General features: G+C 33.5%; 15 protein-coding genes. 3 read left to right on the top strand and 12 right to left on the bottom strand.

All coding sequences use genetic code 11. The features are described 5' to 3' along the window. Positions 1-91 precede the first annotated feature (91 nt). Positions 92-2,011 (top strand): DUF294 nucleotidyltransferase-like domain-containing protein, encoded by a 1,920-nt coding sequence (locus KHA98_RS03960; protein ID WP_213255546.1) that lies wholly within the window; start codon positions 92-94, stop codon positions 2,009-2,011. Positions 2,012-2,013: 2 nt separating this feature from the next. Further along, positions 2,014-2,640: a 3'-5' exonuclease gene (locus KHA98_RS03955; protein WP_213255544.1), complete on the top strand. Its 627-nt coding sequence runs from the start codon at positions 2,014-2,016 to the stop codon at positions 2,638-2,640. Between the two features lie 4 nt (positions 2,641-2,644). Here the strand turns inward: KHA98_RS03955 and KHA98_RS03950 are convergent, their stop codons facing one another. The 11 genes from KHA98_RS03950 to ychF form a co-directional block, all read right to left on the bottom strand. Then, positions 2,645-2,974 (bottom strand): peptidase associated/transthyretin-like domain-containing protein, encoded by a 330-nt coding sequence (locus tag KHA98_RS03950; protein ID WP_213255542.1) that lies wholly within the window; start codon positions 2,972-2,974, stop codon positions 2,645-2,647. A gap of 176 nt (positions 2,975-3,150) precedes the next feature. Beyond that, positions 3,151-5,871 (bottom strand): DNA gyrase/topoisomerase IV subunit A, encoded by a 2,721-nt coding sequence (locus KHA98_RS03945; RefSeq protein WP_213255540.1) that lies wholly within the window; start codon positions 5,869-5,871, stop codon positions 3,151-3,153. Positions 5,872-5,893: 22 nt separating this feature from the next. Beyond that, positions 5,894-6,988 (bottom strand): PDDEXK nuclease domain-containing protein, encoded by a 1,095-nt coding sequence (locus KHA98_RS03940; RefSeq protein ID WP_213255538.1) that lies wholly within the window; start codon positions 6,986-6,988, stop codon positions 5,894-5,896. A gap of 20 nt (positions 6,989-7,008) precedes the next feature. After that, a complete protein-coding gene (locus tag KHA98_RS03935) occupies positions 7,009-8,877 on the bottom strand; it encodes a DNA topoisomerase IV subunit B (RefSeq protein WP_213255536.1) in 1,869 nt (622 codons plus the stop codon). Between the two features lie 162 nt (positions 8,878-9,039). Next, the gene (gene pncB / locus KHA98_RS03930) at positions 9,040-10,215 is read right to left on the bottom strand and encodes a nicotinate phosphoribosyltransferase (RefSeq protein WP_213255534.1); all 1,176 of its coding nucleotides are present in this window, start codon (positions 10,213-10,215) and stop codon (positions 9,040-9,042) included. 85 nt (positions 10,216-10,300) lie between these two features. Beyond that, on the bottom strand, positions 10,301-11,281 hold the full coding sequence (locus tag KHA98_RS03925) for a transglutaminase domain-containing protein (RefSeq protein WP_213255533.1): 981 nt from the start codon (positions 11,279-11,281) through the stop codon (positions 10,301-10,303). Further along, positions 11,282-11,806, bottom strand: a complete 525-nt coding sequence (locus KHA98_RS03920) for an NADPH-dependent FMN reductase (protein ID WP_213255531.1) — start codon at positions 11,804-11,806, stop codon at positions 11,282-11,284. A gap of 16 nt (positions 11,807-11,822) precedes the next feature. Next, complete coding sequence (locus KHA98_RS03915; RefSeq protein WP_213255528.1) at positions 11,823-12,740, bottom strand: YihY/virulence factor BrkB family protein; 918 nt, start codon at positions 12,738-12,740, stop codon at positions 11,823-11,825. Between the two features lie 91 nt (positions 12,741-12,831). Further along, complete coding sequence (locus KHA98_RS03910; protein WP_213255526.1) at positions 12,832-13,503, bottom strand: hypothetical protein; 672 nt, start codon at positions 13,501-13,503, stop codon at positions 12,832-12,834. A gap of 5 nt (positions 13,504-13,508) precedes the next feature. Continuing rightward, complete coding sequence (locus tag KHA98_RS03905; protein ID WP_213255524.1) at positions 13,509-14,186, bottom strand: TIGR02117 family protein; 678 nt, start codon at positions 14,184-14,186, stop codon at positions 13,509-13,511. A 362-nt stretch (positions 14,187-14,548) separates the two neighbouring features. Continuing rightward, complete coding sequence (ychF, locus tag KHA98_RS03900) at positions 14,549-15,643, bottom strand: redox-regulated ATPase YchF (protein ID WP_213255522.1); 1,095 nt, start codon at positions 15,641-15,643, stop codon at positions 14,549-14,551. Positions 15,644-15,943: 300 nt separating this feature from the next. Between ychF and KHA98_RS03895 the strand changes: the two genes are divergently transcribed. Further along, positions 15,944-18,577, top strand: a complete 2,634-nt coding sequence (locus KHA98_RS03895) for a TonB-dependent receptor (RefSeq protein ID WP_213255520.1) — start codon at positions 15,944-15,946, stop codon at positions 18,575-18,577. A 108-nt stretch (positions 18,578-18,685) separates the two neighbouring features. On the opposite strand, the gene KHA98_RS03890 is transcribed toward KHA98_RS03895, so the two are convergent. Beyond that, the gene (locus tag KHA98_RS03890; protein ID WP_213255518.1) at positions 18,686-19,852 is read right to left on the bottom strand and encodes a peptidase associated/transthyretin-like domain-containing protein; all 1,167 of its coding nucleotides are present in this window, start codon (positions 19,850-19,852) and stop codon (positions 18,686-18,688) included. Between the last annotated feature and the right edge of the window lie 107 nt (positions 19,853-19,959).

Genomic DNA, 19,959 nt, shown 5'->3' with positions numbered 1-19,959 from the left:
TTGTTACTTTGTCCCTTTGTAACTAAAAAACAAAGGTGTTTCTTTTACATTTCTATTTAAAATAGTATTTTTAAAATTCTAATCTAACCTCATGAAAAATACCATTTCGCAACGAGTTGCCGACTTTTTAAAAAACTATCCGCCTTTTAGTTTCTTACATCAAAAGGATTTAGAAAAACTATCGGAACAAATTTCGATAGTTTATAAAGAAAAAGATGCTGTAATTTTTGCCGAAAACGATAAAACACATGATTCTTTTTATGTAGTGCATAAAGGGGCAGTTGCCTTGAAAAAAAGCACTAAAAACACCGTTTTGGACATGTGCGATGAAGGTGATATTTTTGGACTTCGTCCGCTTTTGGCACAGGAAAATTATATCATGGAAGCCGTGGCGCATGAGGAAACTATTTTGTATGCCATTCCAATTGCGGTTTTTAAACCTTATGCGCTGGAGAATAGAAATGTTGGTAATTTCCTGATTGAAAGTTACGCTTCAAATACACGGAATCCATATTCAGACATTCACAAAGATAAATTGTATGGCGATGATTTACTGAACGAAAACCTGCATTCCAGCAATCATTCCTTTGATTTAGCCCCAATAAAATATTCCAAAAAAATTGTGACTTGCAGTCCGTCGACCACAGTTAAGGAAATTGCTAAAATTATGGGGAAGAAAAAAGTTGGAGCGATTTTAATTGTTGATGAAATGCTTCCGATTGGTATTTTAACTGATAAAGACCTTAGAAATAAAATTGTTACCGGAGATTATCCTATAACAACGACTGCCGAAACGATAATGACAAAACCGGTTATTACGTATCCTAAAAAAATGACGGTAACAGAGGCGCAAATGGCGATGATGAAAAGCAATATCAGCCATTTATGTTTAACCAAAGACGGGACAGTAAATACCAAAGCTGTTGGAATTTTATCCAAACATGATGTTATGGTGGCGCTTGGAAATAATCCTGCGGTTTTGATAAAAGCTTTAAAACGCACCAAAAAAATCAAGGAAATAAAGCCTATTCGAAACCGAATTATGCAATTGCTTCAGGGCTATCTGGATCAAAACATTCCGATGACTTTAATTACCAAAATCATTACAGAACTTAATGAAGCCTGTACAAATCGGGTTATTGAAATTTGTATTGAAAAAATGAGCAGTCCGCCACCAGTAAAATTTGCGTGGCTGGCGCTCGGAAGTCAGGGACGAGGCGAACAAATGCTGCATACCGATCAGGATAATGCGATTGTTTACGAGAATGTTTCGGATGTTTTTAAAGATGAAACCAGAATTTATTTTTTAAAATTTGCAGGACTTGTTAATAAAGGTCTTTTTGAAATTGGTTATGAATATTGTCCTGCCGAAATGATGGCTTCAAACCCAAAATGGTGCATGAGTCTTGACGAATGGAAAAATCAGGTGCATCACTGGATTACCAATCCGGGTAAAAATGAAGTTTTATTGTCGTTTATATTCTTTGATTATAGTTCCACTTATGGTGATACCGAAATTGTCAGTCAATTATCGGATTATATTTTTGAAACTATAAAAGCAAATCCTATTTTCTATATGCATTTAGTAAGCGGTGCTTTGCAAAGCCCTTCTCCTACTGGTTTCTTTAGACAATTTCTGGTAGAGCAAGATGGCGCCAATAAAGATAATTTTGATATTAAAAGACGAGCTTTAATGCCTTTAACAGATGCTGCCCGTGTTTTAATTTTATCACATTCGGTAAAATCAATAAGTAATACGGCAGAACGTTTTGAAAAATTAGCCGAATTAGAGCCTAACAACAGAGAATTGTATTTATCGTGTTCCTACTCTTTTAAAGCTTTATTAAAATTCAGAACCAAACAAGGACTTTTACATCATGATTCAGGACAGTTTATTGCTTTGGAATCTTTATCAAAAATGGAAAAAATCAAACTGAAACGTACTTTTAAAACCATTAAAGAACTTCAGGAACTGATATCAGTTCGATTTAATATTTCAAATTTAGTATAACAATGAGTTTATTTAATTTTTGGAAAAAAGAAGAAAATCTCTTTGATGAAAATATATCTATAGAAGAAACTCGCTTTGTAGTTTTAGATACTGAAACAACAGGTTTTGATTACGAAAACGACCGTATTTTATGTATTGGTGCACTGGTTCTTCAAAATGGAGTTATTTCGATTCAAAACAGCTTTGAGGTTTATTTAGAACAAGATCATTATGATAAATCAACAGCGCAGATTCATGGTATCCTGAAAGCATTTGTTATTCAGCGACCAACTGAATTAGAAGCTTTACAACAGTTTTTGGATTTTTTAGGCAATTCTATTATCATTGCACACCACACAATTTTCGATGTAACGATGATCAATAAAGCACTGGAAAGAAATCGTCTTCCGCAATTAACTAATAAAACTCTGGATACAGCTTATTTGTACAAAAAAACACTTATCAAATCGCATCTGTTTGAACGAAAAGATCATTATACTTTAGACGATCTCGCAGACAAATTTGATATTTCTAAAAAAGACCGTCATACTGCTTTGGGTGACGCTTACATAACTGCTATTGCTTTTCTTAAGATTGTAAAGAAGCTTAAAGAGAAAAAAGCCATTAATCTGAATGCCTTGTTTAAGTGACCCTTTATTTAGAAAAATCGCTTCCTTCTGCATACAGATAAATTCTGTTATAATTTAAATTTCTCTTTGAAAATTGTCCTAACGAATCGGGTCTTCGTTCTATGCTTTTCGGTAAGTAATCCTCTTTTTTAAATATTATTTTACAGTTTTTGTTTGACATTATATTAATACAAAAAAATCCTGCACTATCTGTTTGAGTATTACCTCCATTACTATTTATAATAACATTTTTGATCGGTTTTTCGGTATCATAATCATATACATAACCATTGAATTTATCTTTATTTATACAACTGCAAAACAGTAATAGCAAAAAATAGAGTTTACTTCTCATGCTTTCATTTAGTTAGTTAATCTTTAGAGAAATACAAATTTAAGTTTGAAGTATCTTATAAAAAGTCACTAATAAATCATAAAAACACAACTATAAGGTTTTTAACTTTTGACAGAAATAAAAATTATCAGGTACAAAAAAAACGCTAAAATATCTCTTAGCGTTTTTCATTTATTTTAGTCTAGAACAAGACCAATCTGGCCATCGTCGTCTAGTTCTGTTTCGACAGGATCATCTTCGGATATTTCTGGTCTTTCAGGAACTTCTTCAACAGGCTCTTCATATGGAAGTGGCTCTAACAAATTAACTTGTTTTAATTTATCTGCCGTTAATTGATTCCCTAAAGCTTTAAATCCTTTTACAGCTATAAAATCCTCAACATCAATATGTAAATCATCTTTCTGAACTCCTTTTACTTTTGCAAAAACCAATTGTGCCATCGGACGATAATCGGTAGATACAATTTCTAACTGCGAATTTGGATGATCTGTAATAAAACTTTCTTCCTTGCCTTCGTTTTCTACAAGGAAACGTTTCAAGAAATAACGTTCTTTTTCTCCATCGTAATAAATTGCTGAAATAGGTTTTTTAGGCTTCCATTTTTCCAAAACAATCATATCTTCTTCAAAATGAGTAGATAATTCCGGAATGATTACTTTAACTTTTCCAGCCTGACTGATTACAAGAATTTTGTCACTTGGTTTAAATTCGCCAAGTAATTCTCCTCTCGCATCAACATTTAAACGTTTTACAGTATCATCAAACCACACTTTTCTTGGTAATAAAGTCGAAATACCTTTTTCTTTTAATTCGATTTTCTTGATCGGATATTTAGTCACTAAATTTCCTTTTGATCCACGACCCTTAATAGCCAGTTTAGCAAAATCAATATCAAATTTCAATTTCTTAATCGTCCCAACCTGACGCAATAAAATCGTTACAACCTCAGCTTCACCATTTGGATTATGCGAGAAGTAAACAACTTGTGAACCGTTTGTTCCGTTTGTCAAATCGTAAGCCTTATCACGCGTTACTCCGGTAACATTGAAACGTTTTATATAAGAAGGTCCCGATTTTCCATCACGATACATCATATTATATATCGTACGTTTATCACTCTTATCAAAAACAGCAACATGTATAATATCTTTTCCAATAAAAGTTTTGGCATCAACTTTTGTTATCATTAATGTTCCGTCTCGCAAAAACACGATAACATCATCAATATCAGAACAATCACCTACATATTCGTCTTTCTTTAAACTCGTTCCTACGAATCCTTCTTCACGGTTTACATATAATTTTGTGTTACGCAGAACTACTTTTGTCGCTTCAACGTTATCAAAAACACGAAGTTCAGTCTGACGTTCACGTCCTTTTCCGTATTTCTCTTTTAATTTGGTAAAATAAGCAATTGCAAAATCGGTAAGATGTTCCAGATTGTATTCTACCTCTTTCATTTCTTCCTCTAACCTTGAAATCAAATCATCAGCTTTATCAGAGTCAAAACGAGTAATACGAATCATCGGAATCTGAGTTAGTCTTTGCAAATCTTCATCGTTGATTTCTCTTACGAATGATTTTTTGAAAGGCTCAAATCTGTCATATAAATATTTATATAAAGATTCTCTATCTCCATATAATTTGAAATCAATGTACATTTCTTCACGAATGAAGATTTTTTCTAAAGTAGAGAAATGCCATTTATTTTTTAATTCTTCTAACTGAATTTCTAATTCCTGACGTAATAAATCAACCGTTCTTTCTGTTGAAATTCTCAACATGTGAGAAACACCAATAAACAATGGTTTATTATCTTCAATCACACATCCTAAAGGTGCCACAGACGTTTCACAGGCAGTAAAAGCAAATAACGCATCAATTGTTTTATCCGGCGAAACTCCAGGGAATAAATGAATTAAAATCTCGACATCTGCAGCCGTATTATCTTCAATTTTCTTGATTTTGATTTTACCTTTTTCATTGGCTTTCAAAATACTATCAATCAAAGTTGTGGTATTGGTCGAAAACGGAATCTGTGTAATTACCAGTGTATTTTTGTCTAACTGAGCAATTTTAGCACGTACACGCACACGCCCGCCACGAAGTCCATCATTATAATTAGACACATCGGCAATACCTTGTGTCATAAAATCAGGATAAAGTGTAAACGGTTTTCCTTTTAAAATTTTAATCGAAGCATCAATTAATTCATTGAAGTTATGAGGTAAAACTTTTGTAGATAAACCAACCGCAATACCTTCTGCTCCCTGTGCCAAAAGCAATGGAAATTTTACAGGAAGATTGTTCGGTTCTGCACGACGTCCGTCGTATGAAACTCCCCAATCGGTAATTTTTGGCGAATACAAAACCTCCAAAGCAAATTTAGATAAACGTGCCTCAATGTAACGCGAAGCTGCTGCACCGTCACCCGTTAATATATTTCCCCAGTTTCCCTGGCAGTCAATCAATAAATCTTTTTGACCAATTTGCACCATGGCATCACCAATACTCGCATCTCCGTGTGGGTGATACTGCATGGTGTGTCCTACTACATTGGCAACTTTATTATAACGACCATCATCCAGCTCTTTTAAAGAGTGCATAATACGACGCTGAACTGGCTTAAACCCATCCTCGATAGCAGGAACAGCACGTTCCAGAATTACGTACGAAGCGTAATCCAAGAACCAATCTTTGTACATTCCGGTTACTTTTGTAATAACGTCTTCGCCTTCTTCTTCCTGATTTTCGTAAAAATGCTGTCCTTCAAAGTTTTTAGCATCTACTTCAATAATCTCATCATCATCTCCATCCTGATTGTCATCAATCTGGTTTTCATCCTGATTATTTTCGTCGTCGTTTGGAATTATGTTATCGTCTTCTTCGTCTTTCATTTAATTATATCTAATTATAATTTTATTTGTTTTCAAGAAGTTCTTTTAGAACCTCAACACTTGGTAAAACGGTTTTGTATTTACTGGCAAAAATCTGTTCATTGTTTTCAGGTAAAGTATATCTAACTACAGCTTCACTTTTATTTTGGCAGAGCACAATTCCGATCGTTTTATTTTCATCTTCCAAGCGCATTTCTCTGTCATAATAATTGACATACATTTGCATTTGACCTAAATCCTGATGTTTTAATTCTCCTATTTTCAAATCAATAAGAACAAACGATTTCAATATCCTATTGTAAAAAACTAAATCAATTCTAAAATGTTTATCATCAAAAGTAATTCTTTGCTGTCTTCCAACAAAAGTAAAACCATGACCTAATTCTAGTAAGAAATGCTCCAGTTTATTGATAATTTCCTCTTCTAATTGAGATTCCGAATATTGATTCAATTCGGGCAATCCTAAAAATTCAAGTATATAAGGATCTTTAATTATATCTTTTGGTTTTTCAATAATTTGGCCTTTTTCTGAAAGTTTTAATATTCCTTCTTTATCTCGACTTAAAGCTAATCTGGTATAAAGTGCTGAATCATATTGGCGTTTTAATTCGCGTACGCTCCAATTGTGTTTCTCAGATTCGATTTTGTAAAAACGTCTTTCTTTTTCATCATCAATTCTCATTAAAAAGACGTAATGAGTAAAAGTCAATTTAAAAAAAGAAGATAATGTTTGACTATCAAATTTCTCAGACACTGTCTGCGTATTTACTGATTTGAATTCCCCAGTCAGTGACTGGGTTTTTTGAATTTGTAAAATACGAGTCAGTGACTCGGAATTTGAGTAAATTAAATAAAACTTTCTAATATTCTCTAAATTAACTACCGAAAAACCTTTTCCAAATTCCTTAGTTAATTGTTGAGAAAGACTTTTCAAAAGCTTTTTTCCATATTCAGCCCTATCTTTTCCATTTTGCTCTTCCTCAACAATTATTCTTCCAATCTCAAAATAAGTAATTGTCATTGTTGAATTTACGGTACGCAAAACCTGTTGTCGGGCATTTTGCAATAACTCGGCAACTTGCTGAAAAATGACTTTATTTTGAAGACCGTCTGGCACTATATTTTCTTTAAAACTTATTAAGCTTCTTCAAGCTCATCAATCTCAACCTTCAGATTCTTGATAATAAACTCTTGTCTATCCGGCGTATTTTTTCCCATATAGAAAGATAACAACTGCTCAATCGAAGTATGTTTATCCATCATAATTGGATCAAGACGAATTGTATCTCCAATAAAGTTCTTAAACTCATCTGGCGAAATCTCTCCTAAACCTTTAAATCGCGTGATTTCCGGCTTTGGTTTTAACTTTTCAATTGCGTCTTTTCTTTCTTCTTCAGAATAACAGTAAATTGTTTCTTTCTTGTTACGAACCCTGAAAAGCGGTGTTTGTAAAATATACAAATGTCCTTCTTTGATTAATTCTGGGAAAAACTGTAAAAAGAAAGTAATCAAAAGCAAACGAATGTGCATTCCGTCGACATCGGCATCGGTTGCGATTACAATGTTATTGTAACGTAATTTTTCTAATCCGTCTTCGATATCCAATGCGGCTTGAAGCAAGTTGAATTCTTCGTTTTCATACACGATTTTTTTAGACATTCCGTATGAATTCAAAGGCTTACCACGCAAACTGAAAACCGCTTGTGTATTTACATCCCGCGATTTAGTAATTGATCCGGAAGCCGAATCTCCCTCGGTAATAAAAAGCGTGCTTTCTAAATTTCTTGGGTTTTTGGTATCTGGAAGATGCGCACGACAATCTCTTAATTTTTTATTGTGAAGATTGGCTTTTTTAGCACGATCTGTCGCCAGTTTTCTAATTCCGGATAATTCTTTACGCTCACGTTCTGCCTGAAGAATTTTACGTAATAAAGCCTCGGCAGTTGTTGGATTTTTATGCAGGTAATTATCTAATTTCGTTTTCACAAAATCATTAACGAAAGTACGAACAGAAACCGCAGGAGTTCCATCATCAGACCCCATATCGGTAGAACCTAATTTAGTTTTGGTCTGAGACTCAAAAACAGGCTCCATAACTTTAATACTAATCGCACTTACAATCGATTTACGAACGTCTGATGCTTCGAAATTCTTATTGTAGAATTCACGAATTGTTTTCACAACCGCCTCACGGTAAGCCGCTAAGTGCGTTCCTCCTTGTGTAGTATTCTGACCGTTTACGAAAGAGTGATATTCTTCACTATATTGCGTTTTACTGTGTGTTAACGCAACCTCGATATCATGGTCTTTTAAATGAATAATCGGATATTCTAAATCTTCTTCGTTAATGGTTTCTTCCAATAAATCACGAAGTCCGTTTTCTGAATAATATTTTTCTCCATTAAAAATAATTGTCAAACCATTGTTTAAGTAACAATAGTTTTTAACCATTTTGATTACGTATTCTAAACGGAATTTATAGTTTTTGAAAATCGTTTCGTCTGGCGTAAAAATTACTTTTGTCCCTTTACGCTTTGTAGTATCGATAACTTCTTCTTCAAGTACTAAATTTCCTGCCGAAAACTCCGCTCCTTTTTGTTTATCATCACGAACCGATTCTACGCGGAAATAATTAGATAAAGCATTAACCGCTTTTGTTCCGACACCGTTCAAACCAACTGATTTCTGGAAAGCTTTAGAATCATACTTTCCACCGGTATTCATTTTCGAAACGACATCGACCACTTTACCTAACGGAATTCCACGTCCGTAATCACGAACAGAAACTGTTTTATCTTTAATACTTACTTCGATAGTTTTTCCGGCACCCATAACGAACTCATCGATACAGTTGTCTAAAACCTCTTTTAAAAGAATATAAATACCATCATCCGGTGATGATCCGTCCCCTAATTTCCCGATGTACATACCCGGACGCATACGAATATGTTCCTTCCAATCGAGTGAACGAATATTATCTTCGTTGTATTGATTTTGCTCTAGCATAAATGAATTTAGGATTTTTTGCTAATGTACCATTTATCGGTAAAAAATAAAAGTGTATTCTTTTTTTGTTATGAATAATAACAGTTTTAAATCTATTTAAATTGATTTTAAAAAAAAATGGGCGCTAAATTTATGTCAAAACTGCTTTTTCGGCAAAAAAATCTATTTGATTCCGAGTACTTCTTTCGCCAAGGCAATCATTTCGGGAGTTCCCGTATTTTTATTTTTTTCGTCAGAAAGTTTCACAACACCTTGCCAATGTGTATTATCAGGCTTCGTATCGGTCAATTTTATTACCATATTCATGGCAGGAAGACCAACATCATTGGTGAAATTCGTTCCAATCCCGAATGACATTTTTATTTTGTCTTTACAAAAATCGACAATTGTTTTTACTTTTTCATAATTGAGCGAATCAGAGAAAACAATTGCTTTCGATTTTGGATCAATTCCCATTTTGACGTAATGCGAAATTACTTTTTGAGCAAACTCTATCGGATCACCGCTATCATGTCTTACACCATCGAAAAGTTTGGAGTATTTTTTATCAAACTGATTAAAAAATATATCAGTGGTATAAGTATCTGTTAAAGCAATTCCGAGATCTCCGCCATAAACCTGTGTCCAGTGTTCAAGACTTATCGAATTTGCCATTTTAAAACCATATTGCGCGGCATGAAACATAAACCATTCATGTGCATGTGTTCCTAACGGGCGTTTGTTGTTAAGCATTGCAAAATGAACATTGCTTGTTCCTATAAAACTTTGCCCGCCAAAAGTCTGTAAAGTTTCATTCACCAAATGATGCACATCGTAAGAATGACGGCGTCTTGTGCCGAATTCTAAAATCGAAACACCCAATTTATTATAATTATCAATTTTATCTTTGGTAAGGTTTTTTATCGCCTCATCATTTAAACGAATTAAATGGCTCGCTTTATAAAAAAGTTCTGAAATTAAAGACATAAGCGGCACTTCCCATAAAATAGTTCTGTACCAAAATCCTTCAATAGTAACTTTAATTTCCGATCCTTCCTGACTAATCTGAACCTCAGACGGATCAAAACTATAACCTTGTAAAAAATCTAAATATGTAGGATCTAAATAAGGACAATGATGTGATAAATAGTGTTTCTCATCTTTAGTCAGCCTCAAATCTGCCATTGCATCGACAGAGCGACGAAGTAAATCGGCAAAACCTTCCGGAAATACATGTTTTCCCCGGTTTATAAAGCCGTACCTGACTTTTGCCTTAGGAAAAAGTCTTATTACAGCATGCTGCATTGTAAATTTATAGAAATCATTATCTAAAATAGATTTCAAAAAAGTAGTTTCCATGGCTATTAAATTCAGATCATTCCTTGCTAAGATACGGTAATTTGACAAAACAGGAAAATTCTATCTGAAGACATTTTTGATTAATTTATTTGGAAATAATTTTAAAAGAAACCACACTATTTGTATTAACAAAAATAGTAATGTACTCCCCCAGATTACCATCATTCAAAATCTGAAATTCTAAAACGCCACGTTTCTCTTTTGAATTCTGAATAATGATCGGTTTATTCTTTTTATTCAAATAAAAAACCTGATCAGATTTTGAAATGTTTTTAATCTCAAAGGCAATCTTTTCACCTTTTTTTGCTTCAATTATTCCGGTATTGGGAGTTTTTATTTTATAATCTTCTTCAATTGTTTTATTATAAATTAAAGGTCCGTTGAGATAATCTTCCTTACTTAATCTGTCTCCAAGAAAAGCTCCCGAATCCGGAAAATGTTTTGCAAAAAAATAATCCGGATTGGTATCAAAATAAATCGGAGTAAAATCATTAACCATTTTTCCTTTATTACTGTCATAATAACCCTGCCCCCAGGTCACATCAACCAAACACCATTTCTTATCTATTAAAACCATATTCCAGGCATGATTTGAAACTGTGTTTTTTCTGCCAATATCAGCTAATCTCGTTTTAGAATCTCCGCGAATTATTTCTGCCTGTAATCCTACCAAAGATGCCAGATGTTGATACAATGCCGTAAAACCTTCACACACGGCCTTCTGAGATTTAAATGCTTTTTGAAGCATTTTATCATTCAGTTCTTTTATTTTTCGCTGTTTTTCAGCTTCAGTAGAATAACTAAAACCCTGCATTTTTGGAGGATTCAAAAAGGTATTAAAATCATATTTAATATTAAAAGCCATCCAGCTGTAAATCGCCCGCGCTTTATCATAATCAGAATTAAAATCATTTTCTATACGCTCCGCTAATTCTTTGGTTGAATCAAAGCTTTTTGGGTATTTTGCAACGATTTTGTCAACTTCGTTTACTTTTTGGGCAGAAACAAAATTGAAAAAAATAATATTCAGTAAAAGGAATAAAAATGAAATCTTTTTTTGTGGCATTTAGAAATTTGATTTGATAATGTCTTTCAATTCTTTGTCTAACTCAACATTAGAAATTTTATTATCAGTTAAATCAAAATTCGCGCCAAATGATGGCAATGAGAAAGTTCCTTTTATTTCGGCTCCATAACGCGGGAAAAGATTTTGAGCAATTCCTAAAACTGATGCCCCTCCTCTTCCGCCTGGCGAAGTAGCCAATAACAACATTGGTCTGTGCTGAAAAACATCTTTTTCGATGCGTGAACTCCAATCGAAAACATTTTTGAAAGCAACAGAATAATTTCCATTATTTTCTGCCATCGAAACTACAAGAATATCAGCTTCTTTCAATTTATCTAAAAATGATTGTGCCATTTTATGCTGACCAACTTCTTTTTCAAGATCAACACTAAAAACCGGCATTGCATAATCGTTTAAATCTAACACTTCGACATCAGCATTTTCAAATAAACCTGCTGCATAAGTTGCCAAACGTTTATTGATTGATTGCTTGCTGTTACTTCCTCCAAAAGCTATAATTTTCATAATGTAGTATTTGTTTTTATTCGGGTTCAATTTCAAAAACTTCTTTTTGTATTTCTACAGAGTAATCATTTGGCGAAATACTTCCTCCGAAAGCTTTTGCATACACTTTAGTAAATTCAGCTCCAAAGTACAATATAATAGCCGAATAATATACCCAAACCAATATTATAACTACAGATCCCGCTGCGCCATAAATACTTGCAATGGTTGAATTTCCTAAATAGAGTCCAATAGCAAATTTACCGATCATAAACAAAATTGCTGTACAGGAAGCGCCAATAAAAGCATCTTTCCATTTGATAACTCCGTCTGGTAAAGTTCGGAATATAATCGCAAAAAGCAATGTGATACTCGCAAAAACGATTATCAAATTTACGACATAAAAAACATAAATTGTTGTATCAGGAAAATACAGTTTTAAACGTGAATTTAAAACATCGAGCGTAGCATTAAGCATTAAACTCACCAGCATTAAAAACCCAACTGAAACAATCATTGAAAATGACATTATTCTGTTTTGGATAAATTTTCGCAAGCCTTTATTTGGCTTTGCACGCAGTCCCCAAATGTAATTGATTGAACTCTGAATTTCTGCAAAAACTCCCGAAGCCCCAATTAACAACATAATGACACCAAATACGGTCACAAAAACATTACTGTCTGATAATTGAACATTTTTGATTGCCTCCTGAATCTGTACCGCTGCATTGTTTCCCACTAACCTGTTGATTTGTCCGTATAACTGTCCTGTAACTGCCTCTTCCCCGAAAAAGACACCACAAATAGTTATAATAATAATCAATAAAGGAGGCAACGCAAAAATGGTATAATAAGATAATGCCGCGCTTAATTTTATGGCATTATCATCATTGAATTCTAAAAATGTAGTCTTGAGTAAATACCATGATTTTGAAAATATATTTCGATTTTTCATTTGCTGATTTTTTGATATTCACTCAAATTTAAGCAATAATAAAAACCTTTTACTTCTTGGATTTTAATCCGTTTTTACATTTTTACCATGTTTATCTAGAGACCTTTTTATATTCGCTGTCGAATCCTAATCCTTTAATTTTAAATATCTTTTTAAATTCTGTTATTGTTGGTTTTATCAAATAAGAAATAGAATCGAGGTTTTTTGCTTTTATTTTAGTGACAGAATCAAGCTTTTTCAGATCTTTTAAATCATAAAGATTTTTGAATTTCAGTATATTTTTATCAATTGAAATAAATTGAGCATTCCAGAATAAGGAATCTTTTCTACTCAAAATTAAATGTCCGTCAATTCGTTTTGCTTTTTCATAGAATGAAAACCTAAACAAGGTGTCAATATGTTTTTGAATTAATTCAATAGAATCGCCTTTTGGAAACATACCAAATGAATCTCTCGTATCCTTTGTTATAAGTTTTCCTTCAACAATCTCATATTCGGCTTTTGTTGAATCTAATGTTAGTTTATGAATTTTAAATTTCCAGAAGTATTCTTTTAAAATTCTATCTTCTTCAATTCTAATAAATGTTGAATCAGTATTCATAAACAATCCTCTAAATTTCTTTGGAAAACGATCTAATTCTGAATCTTTATCTGGTTGTGGATTTTCAAAATAAAAATTCATACAATCTTCACAAGCTGGATAATCTGCCTTTTTGCATGAAATTAAAGCCATAATTGCCATGATTAAAAGAACTTTTTTCATAGTCGTTATTTATAATGACAGAAAATCCCTTTATCATAAACGGTCCATAAACTTGCTTTTTGGTTCGCTGCTTTTAAGGCACTATTTGCCCAGGTATTGCAGGTATAAAAAAGGCTATAACTTCCTTTTGCTTCGTAAAAAGCGTCTTTTTTTCCGTAACTGTGACCTTCAATCCATTGCGGATGAACAGGATCGCTGAAACTATCCGAAATATAAGTTACCAGCTTTTGGTAATTTTCTTTTGAAACTAAAATACGCTTACAATCTTCACCCTCTCTTAATTGTTTGAAAAACGTAGTGTGCATTGCTGATGAACTAACTCCAAATGCCGCTTTGAAGGCTGTACTTGCTTTTAAATCTGACCATTCCGGTGTATCAAGATAAAATCCTTTGTCTCCCCAGCCAAAAGCGACAAAATTCATTAAAGAATCTTTTGATTGTGTCTGACTAAACTGAATTTCACTTCGCCAGTCTTTGATCTCATTTTTTATAGGAACGACAACATCTGTATGAACTCCGTTGGAAAGAATATAGATTGGAATTGCGTTTTGTTCTTCCACTTTTGCTATTTCTGAATTGACTGTGATTTTAGAAATAATTAAAACAGATGAAATGTATAAAGCAAGAAAAGCGAAGATTCCGAAAAGTGTCCAGCCCAGAAATTTGAAAGATTTTTTTAGCATTTTGATTGGTTTATTAGATTAGTAATTGGTTAATTTTTCTGTAACCAAATTTTGAGCCAAAAATTTTGCTTCTTGAAAATAGGACGCGGATTTTACTGATTCGCTTTCGCGAAAGCGTCGATTTAGGCGATTTTTTTCTTTTCCTTTTTTGTCTTCCTGAGCGTCCCGATCCCGATGCCTCGGGACGGGAGAAGGACACGTAAGAAACTTCACAAAGAGAATAACCAATCTTCACGGGGCTTCGACTCCGCTCAGCCTGACAAACTAAACATTTAAATCTTAAGCATAAAAAAACCGCTGAATTTCTCCAACGGTCAAATCTATTTTCTTTCTTCTTTATTCTATTTTCTAAAAGAAAAAAATTAAACGTTAAAACGGAAGTGCATTACATCACCATCTTTAACTACATATTCTTTTCCTTCAACTTTGAATTTTCCAGCTTCTTTTGCTTTTGCTTCAGAACCGTATTGAACGTAATCTTCGTATGAAATAACTTCAGCACGGATGAATCCTTTTTCGAAATCAGTATGAATAACTCCTGCTGCTTGCGGTGCAGTTGCTCCAATGTTGATTGTCCATGCACGAACTTCTTTTACACCAGCTGTAAAGTAAGTTTGTTGTTTAAGTAATTTGTAAGCTGCACGAATTAAAACAGATGCTCCCGGCTCAGTTAACCCCATATCTTCAAGGAAAACCTGACGCTCTTCATAGCTTTCTAATTCTGTAATATCAGCCTCTGCTCCTACTGAAAGAATAATAACCTCAGCTTCTTCATCTTTAACCAATTCACGAACCTGATCTACATATTTATTTCCGTTTACAGCAGAACTTTCGTCAACATTACAAACGTATAAAACCGGTTTTGCAGTAATTAACTGAAAAGATTCCATTAAAACTTCCTCGTCATTACCCTGAGGTACAATTGTACGAGCTGATTTAGCTTGTAACAATGCTTCTCTGATTCTGTCTAAAAGCGCTTTTTCAGTTTGCGCTTCTTTATTTCCAGTTTTAGCAGCACGGTTTACTTTTTCTAAACGTTTTTCAACAGTTTCTAAGTCTTTTAACTGCAACTCGATATCGATCGTTTCTTTATCACGAATTGGATTTACATTTCCGTCAACGTGTACAATATTATCATTATCAAAACAACGTAAAACGTGAATGATTGCATTACACTCTCTAATGTTTCCTAAAAACTGGTTTCCAAGACCCTCACCTTTACTTGCTCCTTTTACCAAACCTGCAATATCTACGATATCTACAGTTGCCATTTGTACGCGCTCTGGTTTTACCAATTCTTCCAATTTATTGATTCTTGGATCCGGAACGTTTACAACACCAATATTAGGTTCGATTGTACAAAACGGAAAGTTCGCACTTTGCGCTTTTGCATTAGATAAACAATTAAATAATGTTGATTTTCCAACATTTGGTAATCCTACAATTCCTGCTTTCATCTGTTGTTTCTGTTTATTTTTATTTGAAGCTGAATATATCAGCTGTAGCCATTTAATGATTTTATTTCCAAACAGCTAATGTTCTTCTGTCTTTTTTTTTTTATTATGCCAAAATGATATTTTTTGGCTTTAAAATTTTGCAAATATAAGATTTAATAGCTCGTAACCGAAGTAAAAATGTGCATTAATATAATATTAAAGCATAAGTTGAAAATTTTTAAACATTATATTAAATTTTTGTTAAAAAATATTACTTTTATAAAACTAATCAATAAAAAACAAACCAAAAAACCAATAACCATGAAAAAGCTTGCTTTATTTTTATTTCTGCTGAATTCAGCATTTCTTTTTGCCCAAAAAGAAGTTTCGGGTGTCGTCAAAGACAAAGCCGGCGCACCGCTTCCTGGTGTAAATATTGTCGAAAAAGGGACTTCAAATGGCGTATCTACCGATTTTGAAGGTAGTTTTAGAATAAAAGTAAAAGAAGGCGCAACTTTAATTTTTAGTTATGTCGGATTTTCTACTGTAGAAAAAACAACTTCAGGCAACACACTAGATGTAGTTCTAGGCGAAAGTGACGGACAAGTTCTGAATGACGTTGTAGTTGTAGGTTCCAGAAATGCCAAAAGAACCGTTGTAAATTCAGCCGTTCCTATTGATGTTATTAATGTAAAAGATGTTACGACACAAAGTGGAAAACTGGAAATCAACGAACTTTTGCAATATGTAGCGCCGTCATTTAATGCCAATAAACAATCTGGTTCTGATGGAGCAGATCACGTTGATCCGGCTTCTTTAAGAGGTATGGGACCTGACCAGACTTTGGTTTTGATTAACGGAAAAAGAAGACATCAATCGTCTCTTATTAACTTATTTGGAACTCGCGGACGTGGAAATACGGGAACCGATTTAAATGCCATTCCTGCAGCGTCTATTAAAAGAATCGAAATTCTGCGTGATGGCGCAGCCGCTCAATATGGCTCTGATGCGATTGCAGGTGTTGTTAACATTGTTACTAATGATAATGTTAATGAACTTACAGGATCTGTAACCTATGGTGTTTTTAATACTCATGCCAAAGGAGAATTTTTACCAGGAACTCCAAATACAAAAGGTTTCAGATTAGACCAAAACGGAAACGGAAATTCTTATGGAAAAAATCAGGATTTTGACGGAGGCTCTGTTAAAGTCGCTGCCAACTACGGTACCAGTATTGGCACTAATGGTGGTTATGTAAATATTACCGGAGAATTTTTAAACAAAAACAAAACACTTCGTCCTAGTTACGATTTTAGAAAAGGTTTTGGAGATGCCGAAATTCAAGGAGTAAATTTATTCGCTAATATCGCCATTCCGATTGCTGAGAAAACTGAATTTTATGCTTTTGGAGGAAGTAATTTCAGAGATACTGATGCCTATGCTTTTACCAGAAATGATGGAGAAAGAGTAGTTGAATCTGTGTATCCTGGCGGATATACACCAAGAATTACTTCAAAAATCAATGACAATTCGATTGCTGCCGGAATCAGAACGGAATCTCCTGGCGGATGGAAATTTGATTTGAGTAATACATTTGGAAAAAACAAATTTCAATATGATATTAAAGGAACTATAAATGCTTCGCTTGAAGAAAAATCACCTCATGAGTTTGACGCCGGAGGTCATAGCTTACTTCAAAATACAACCAATTTTGATGTATCTAAAAATTATGGAGATGTATTAAAAGGCCTGAACGTTGCCTTTGGAGCAGAATTCAGAGTAGAGCAATTCGAAATTTTTGCCGGTGAAGAAGGTTCGTATACTACTTATGATACTAACGGAAAACCAATAACAGATCCTACAACACAAAGCGCCCCTATTGATCCAATTTCCGGAAATCCAAGACCAGGAAGCTCACAAGGTTTCCCTGGATATAGTCCGGCAAATGAGGTTAACGAAGATCGTACCAACTTCTCACTCTATGCTGACGCTGAATTAGATATTAGTGATGCTTTAATGGTAAGTGGTGCCGCTCGTTTTGAAAATTACAGTGATTTTGGAAGTACTTTAAACGGAAAATTAGCTTCGAGACTTAAACTTAATGATCACATCAATATGAGAGGATCTATAAGTACAGGTTTCCGTGCGCCATCATTGGCTCAGGTTTACTATAATTTACGTTTCACGAACTTTAATGCAAGTGGAGCAACTGAGGTTCTTTTAGCTCCAAATGACAGTCCTGTAACAAGAGCTTTTGGTATCCAGAAATTAAATGAAGAAAAAGCGGTTAATGCTTCTTTAGGATTTACTGCAACTTACGGAGATTTTACTGCAACAATTGATGGGTATTATATTAAAGTAAAAGATCGTATCGTTCTTACCGGATATTTTGATGCAACTGCTCTTAATCTTGGTGTTTCTGAGGCTCAGTTTTTTGCCAACGGAGTTGACACAAGTACACATGGTTTAGATTTAGTTTTCTCCTGGAAAAAAGCCTTTGATTTTGGAAACATTGGAGCAACTTTAGTGGGTAACATAAACGATATGAAAATCGATAATGTAAAAAATGGTTCTCTAGATGCAGAAACTTTCTTTGGAAAACGTGAAAAAGCATTTCTATTGGCTTCTGCTCCGGACAGTAAATTTGGTTTAAACCTTACCTACTCAAAAAGTAAATTTGATGCAGGTTTAGCATTTACACGTTTCAGCAAAGTAGTTTTAGTTGATTACGCAGATGAAGATGATGTATACAACCCAAGATTAATTACTGATTTAACATTAGGCTACAGACTTACCAAAAACTTAAAATTAAGTGTTGGTAGCAACAACTTGTTCAATGTTTATCCAACTAAACAAGATGAACAAGGTAATACAGAAGCCGGTGGTTACTGGGATGCTGTACAAATGGGATTCAGCGGAGCTTATTACTACGCAAGACTTGGATTTAATTTCTAGGCTTCAACTTCGCTCAGCCTGACAATAAAAACAAAATCCTGAACAATTACCGTTCAGGATTTTTTTTACACTAATAAGAACTACTTTTCATATTTTACATTAAACAGTCTACATTTTAAAATCTAAAGCTGCAATAATTGCCTTTTCTTCGTCTGTTGCTGTAAATCCGGAGATATCCCAATAATTGGTTAGGATTTTATTTTTTTTATTAAAAAGTGACTTCTCTTTAAAAACATCAATTTCATTATAAGTAAAGTTTTGTCGGTTAAAATGAGTCGTCGTAAAACTGTTTCGAACCTGTATTTTCTTTATCTGCTCTTTCAAAATTAAATTATAGGCTATCTCTTCATTAGAACTTAATAAATAATAATCTTCTTTATCAATTCTATAATTGACTTTTACAAATGATCTTGTGATGTTTTTTGAATCTACTTTTGTCTTCTCTTCAATTTTATCCAGATTGCCCGGAGTTATATCAATAGTAAATTCAACTATAAGTTTTTTTATCGGATCGTAAACTAACTCGAAACTATCAATTGCGTCTTTAGCTTTATCAAGCGGCGTTATAGTCATGATATAATAATCTTTATTATTGGGATGCCCTTTTACTAAAAACTCATATTCTTTTTTTGCTTTTGAATCTAGAATAGGATTAAAATATCTTAGATCAGCATAATTTTGCATGATTTTATTGAGATCATACCCTCTTAAATCTGCACTTACGTCGGTTTCCAGTAATCCATAAGATCTGTTTTGCTCGACCAAAAGTGTTGTAGAAGTTTTCTTTTGATTTCCCGAAAACTGAAAATTCACTAATCCGTCATTATAATACGAATATTTATTATCAAGCATAAAAAACTCTCGCACATAAACTTTTAACCTGTGTGATATTGCTAATTTTTTTCGGGAGTTGTAAACAATTTTTTGAAATATTTTTTGCGGATTTTCCTTTGAGACAACAATTTCATCTAATTTATTTTTCTTGCTTTTCAAATAAACCACGAACTTTTGATCACCATTTAAAGACACCCAGCGAACATTTACAGTCTCATAATCCGTTTCGGAAATTTCAATAGTAGAGCCTCCAGCAAGCATAAAAGTAACTTTACCTTCCTTATTGCTTAATAAAATTTGCTTAGTCTTAAGAACGACTACGGTTGCATTTTCTATCGGCAATTGAGTTTCAATATCCTTAACAATAATAGAATATTCTGTTTTTTGTGCAAAAGCAGTAACACTAAATAATACGATAAATAAAAGTATCAGTCTCCTCATAGGCTGTTTTATTAAATTATTTCGATCAAATTAACAAAATAAATTGTTATGTAACAGCACAATACCCAAAAAACATATTTTATATGAGCAAAAAAAATCCCGAGTAC

It is taken from the genome of Flavobacterium branchiicola, assembly GCF_018383905.1.
Taxonomy (GTDB): Bacteria; Bacteroidota; Bacteroidia; order Flavobacteriales; family Flavobacteriaceae; genus Flavobacterium; species Flavobacterium branchiicola.
The sequence above is the reverse complement of the archived record's forward strand: the minus strand, read 5'-3'. Positions and strand labels throughout refer to the sequence as shown.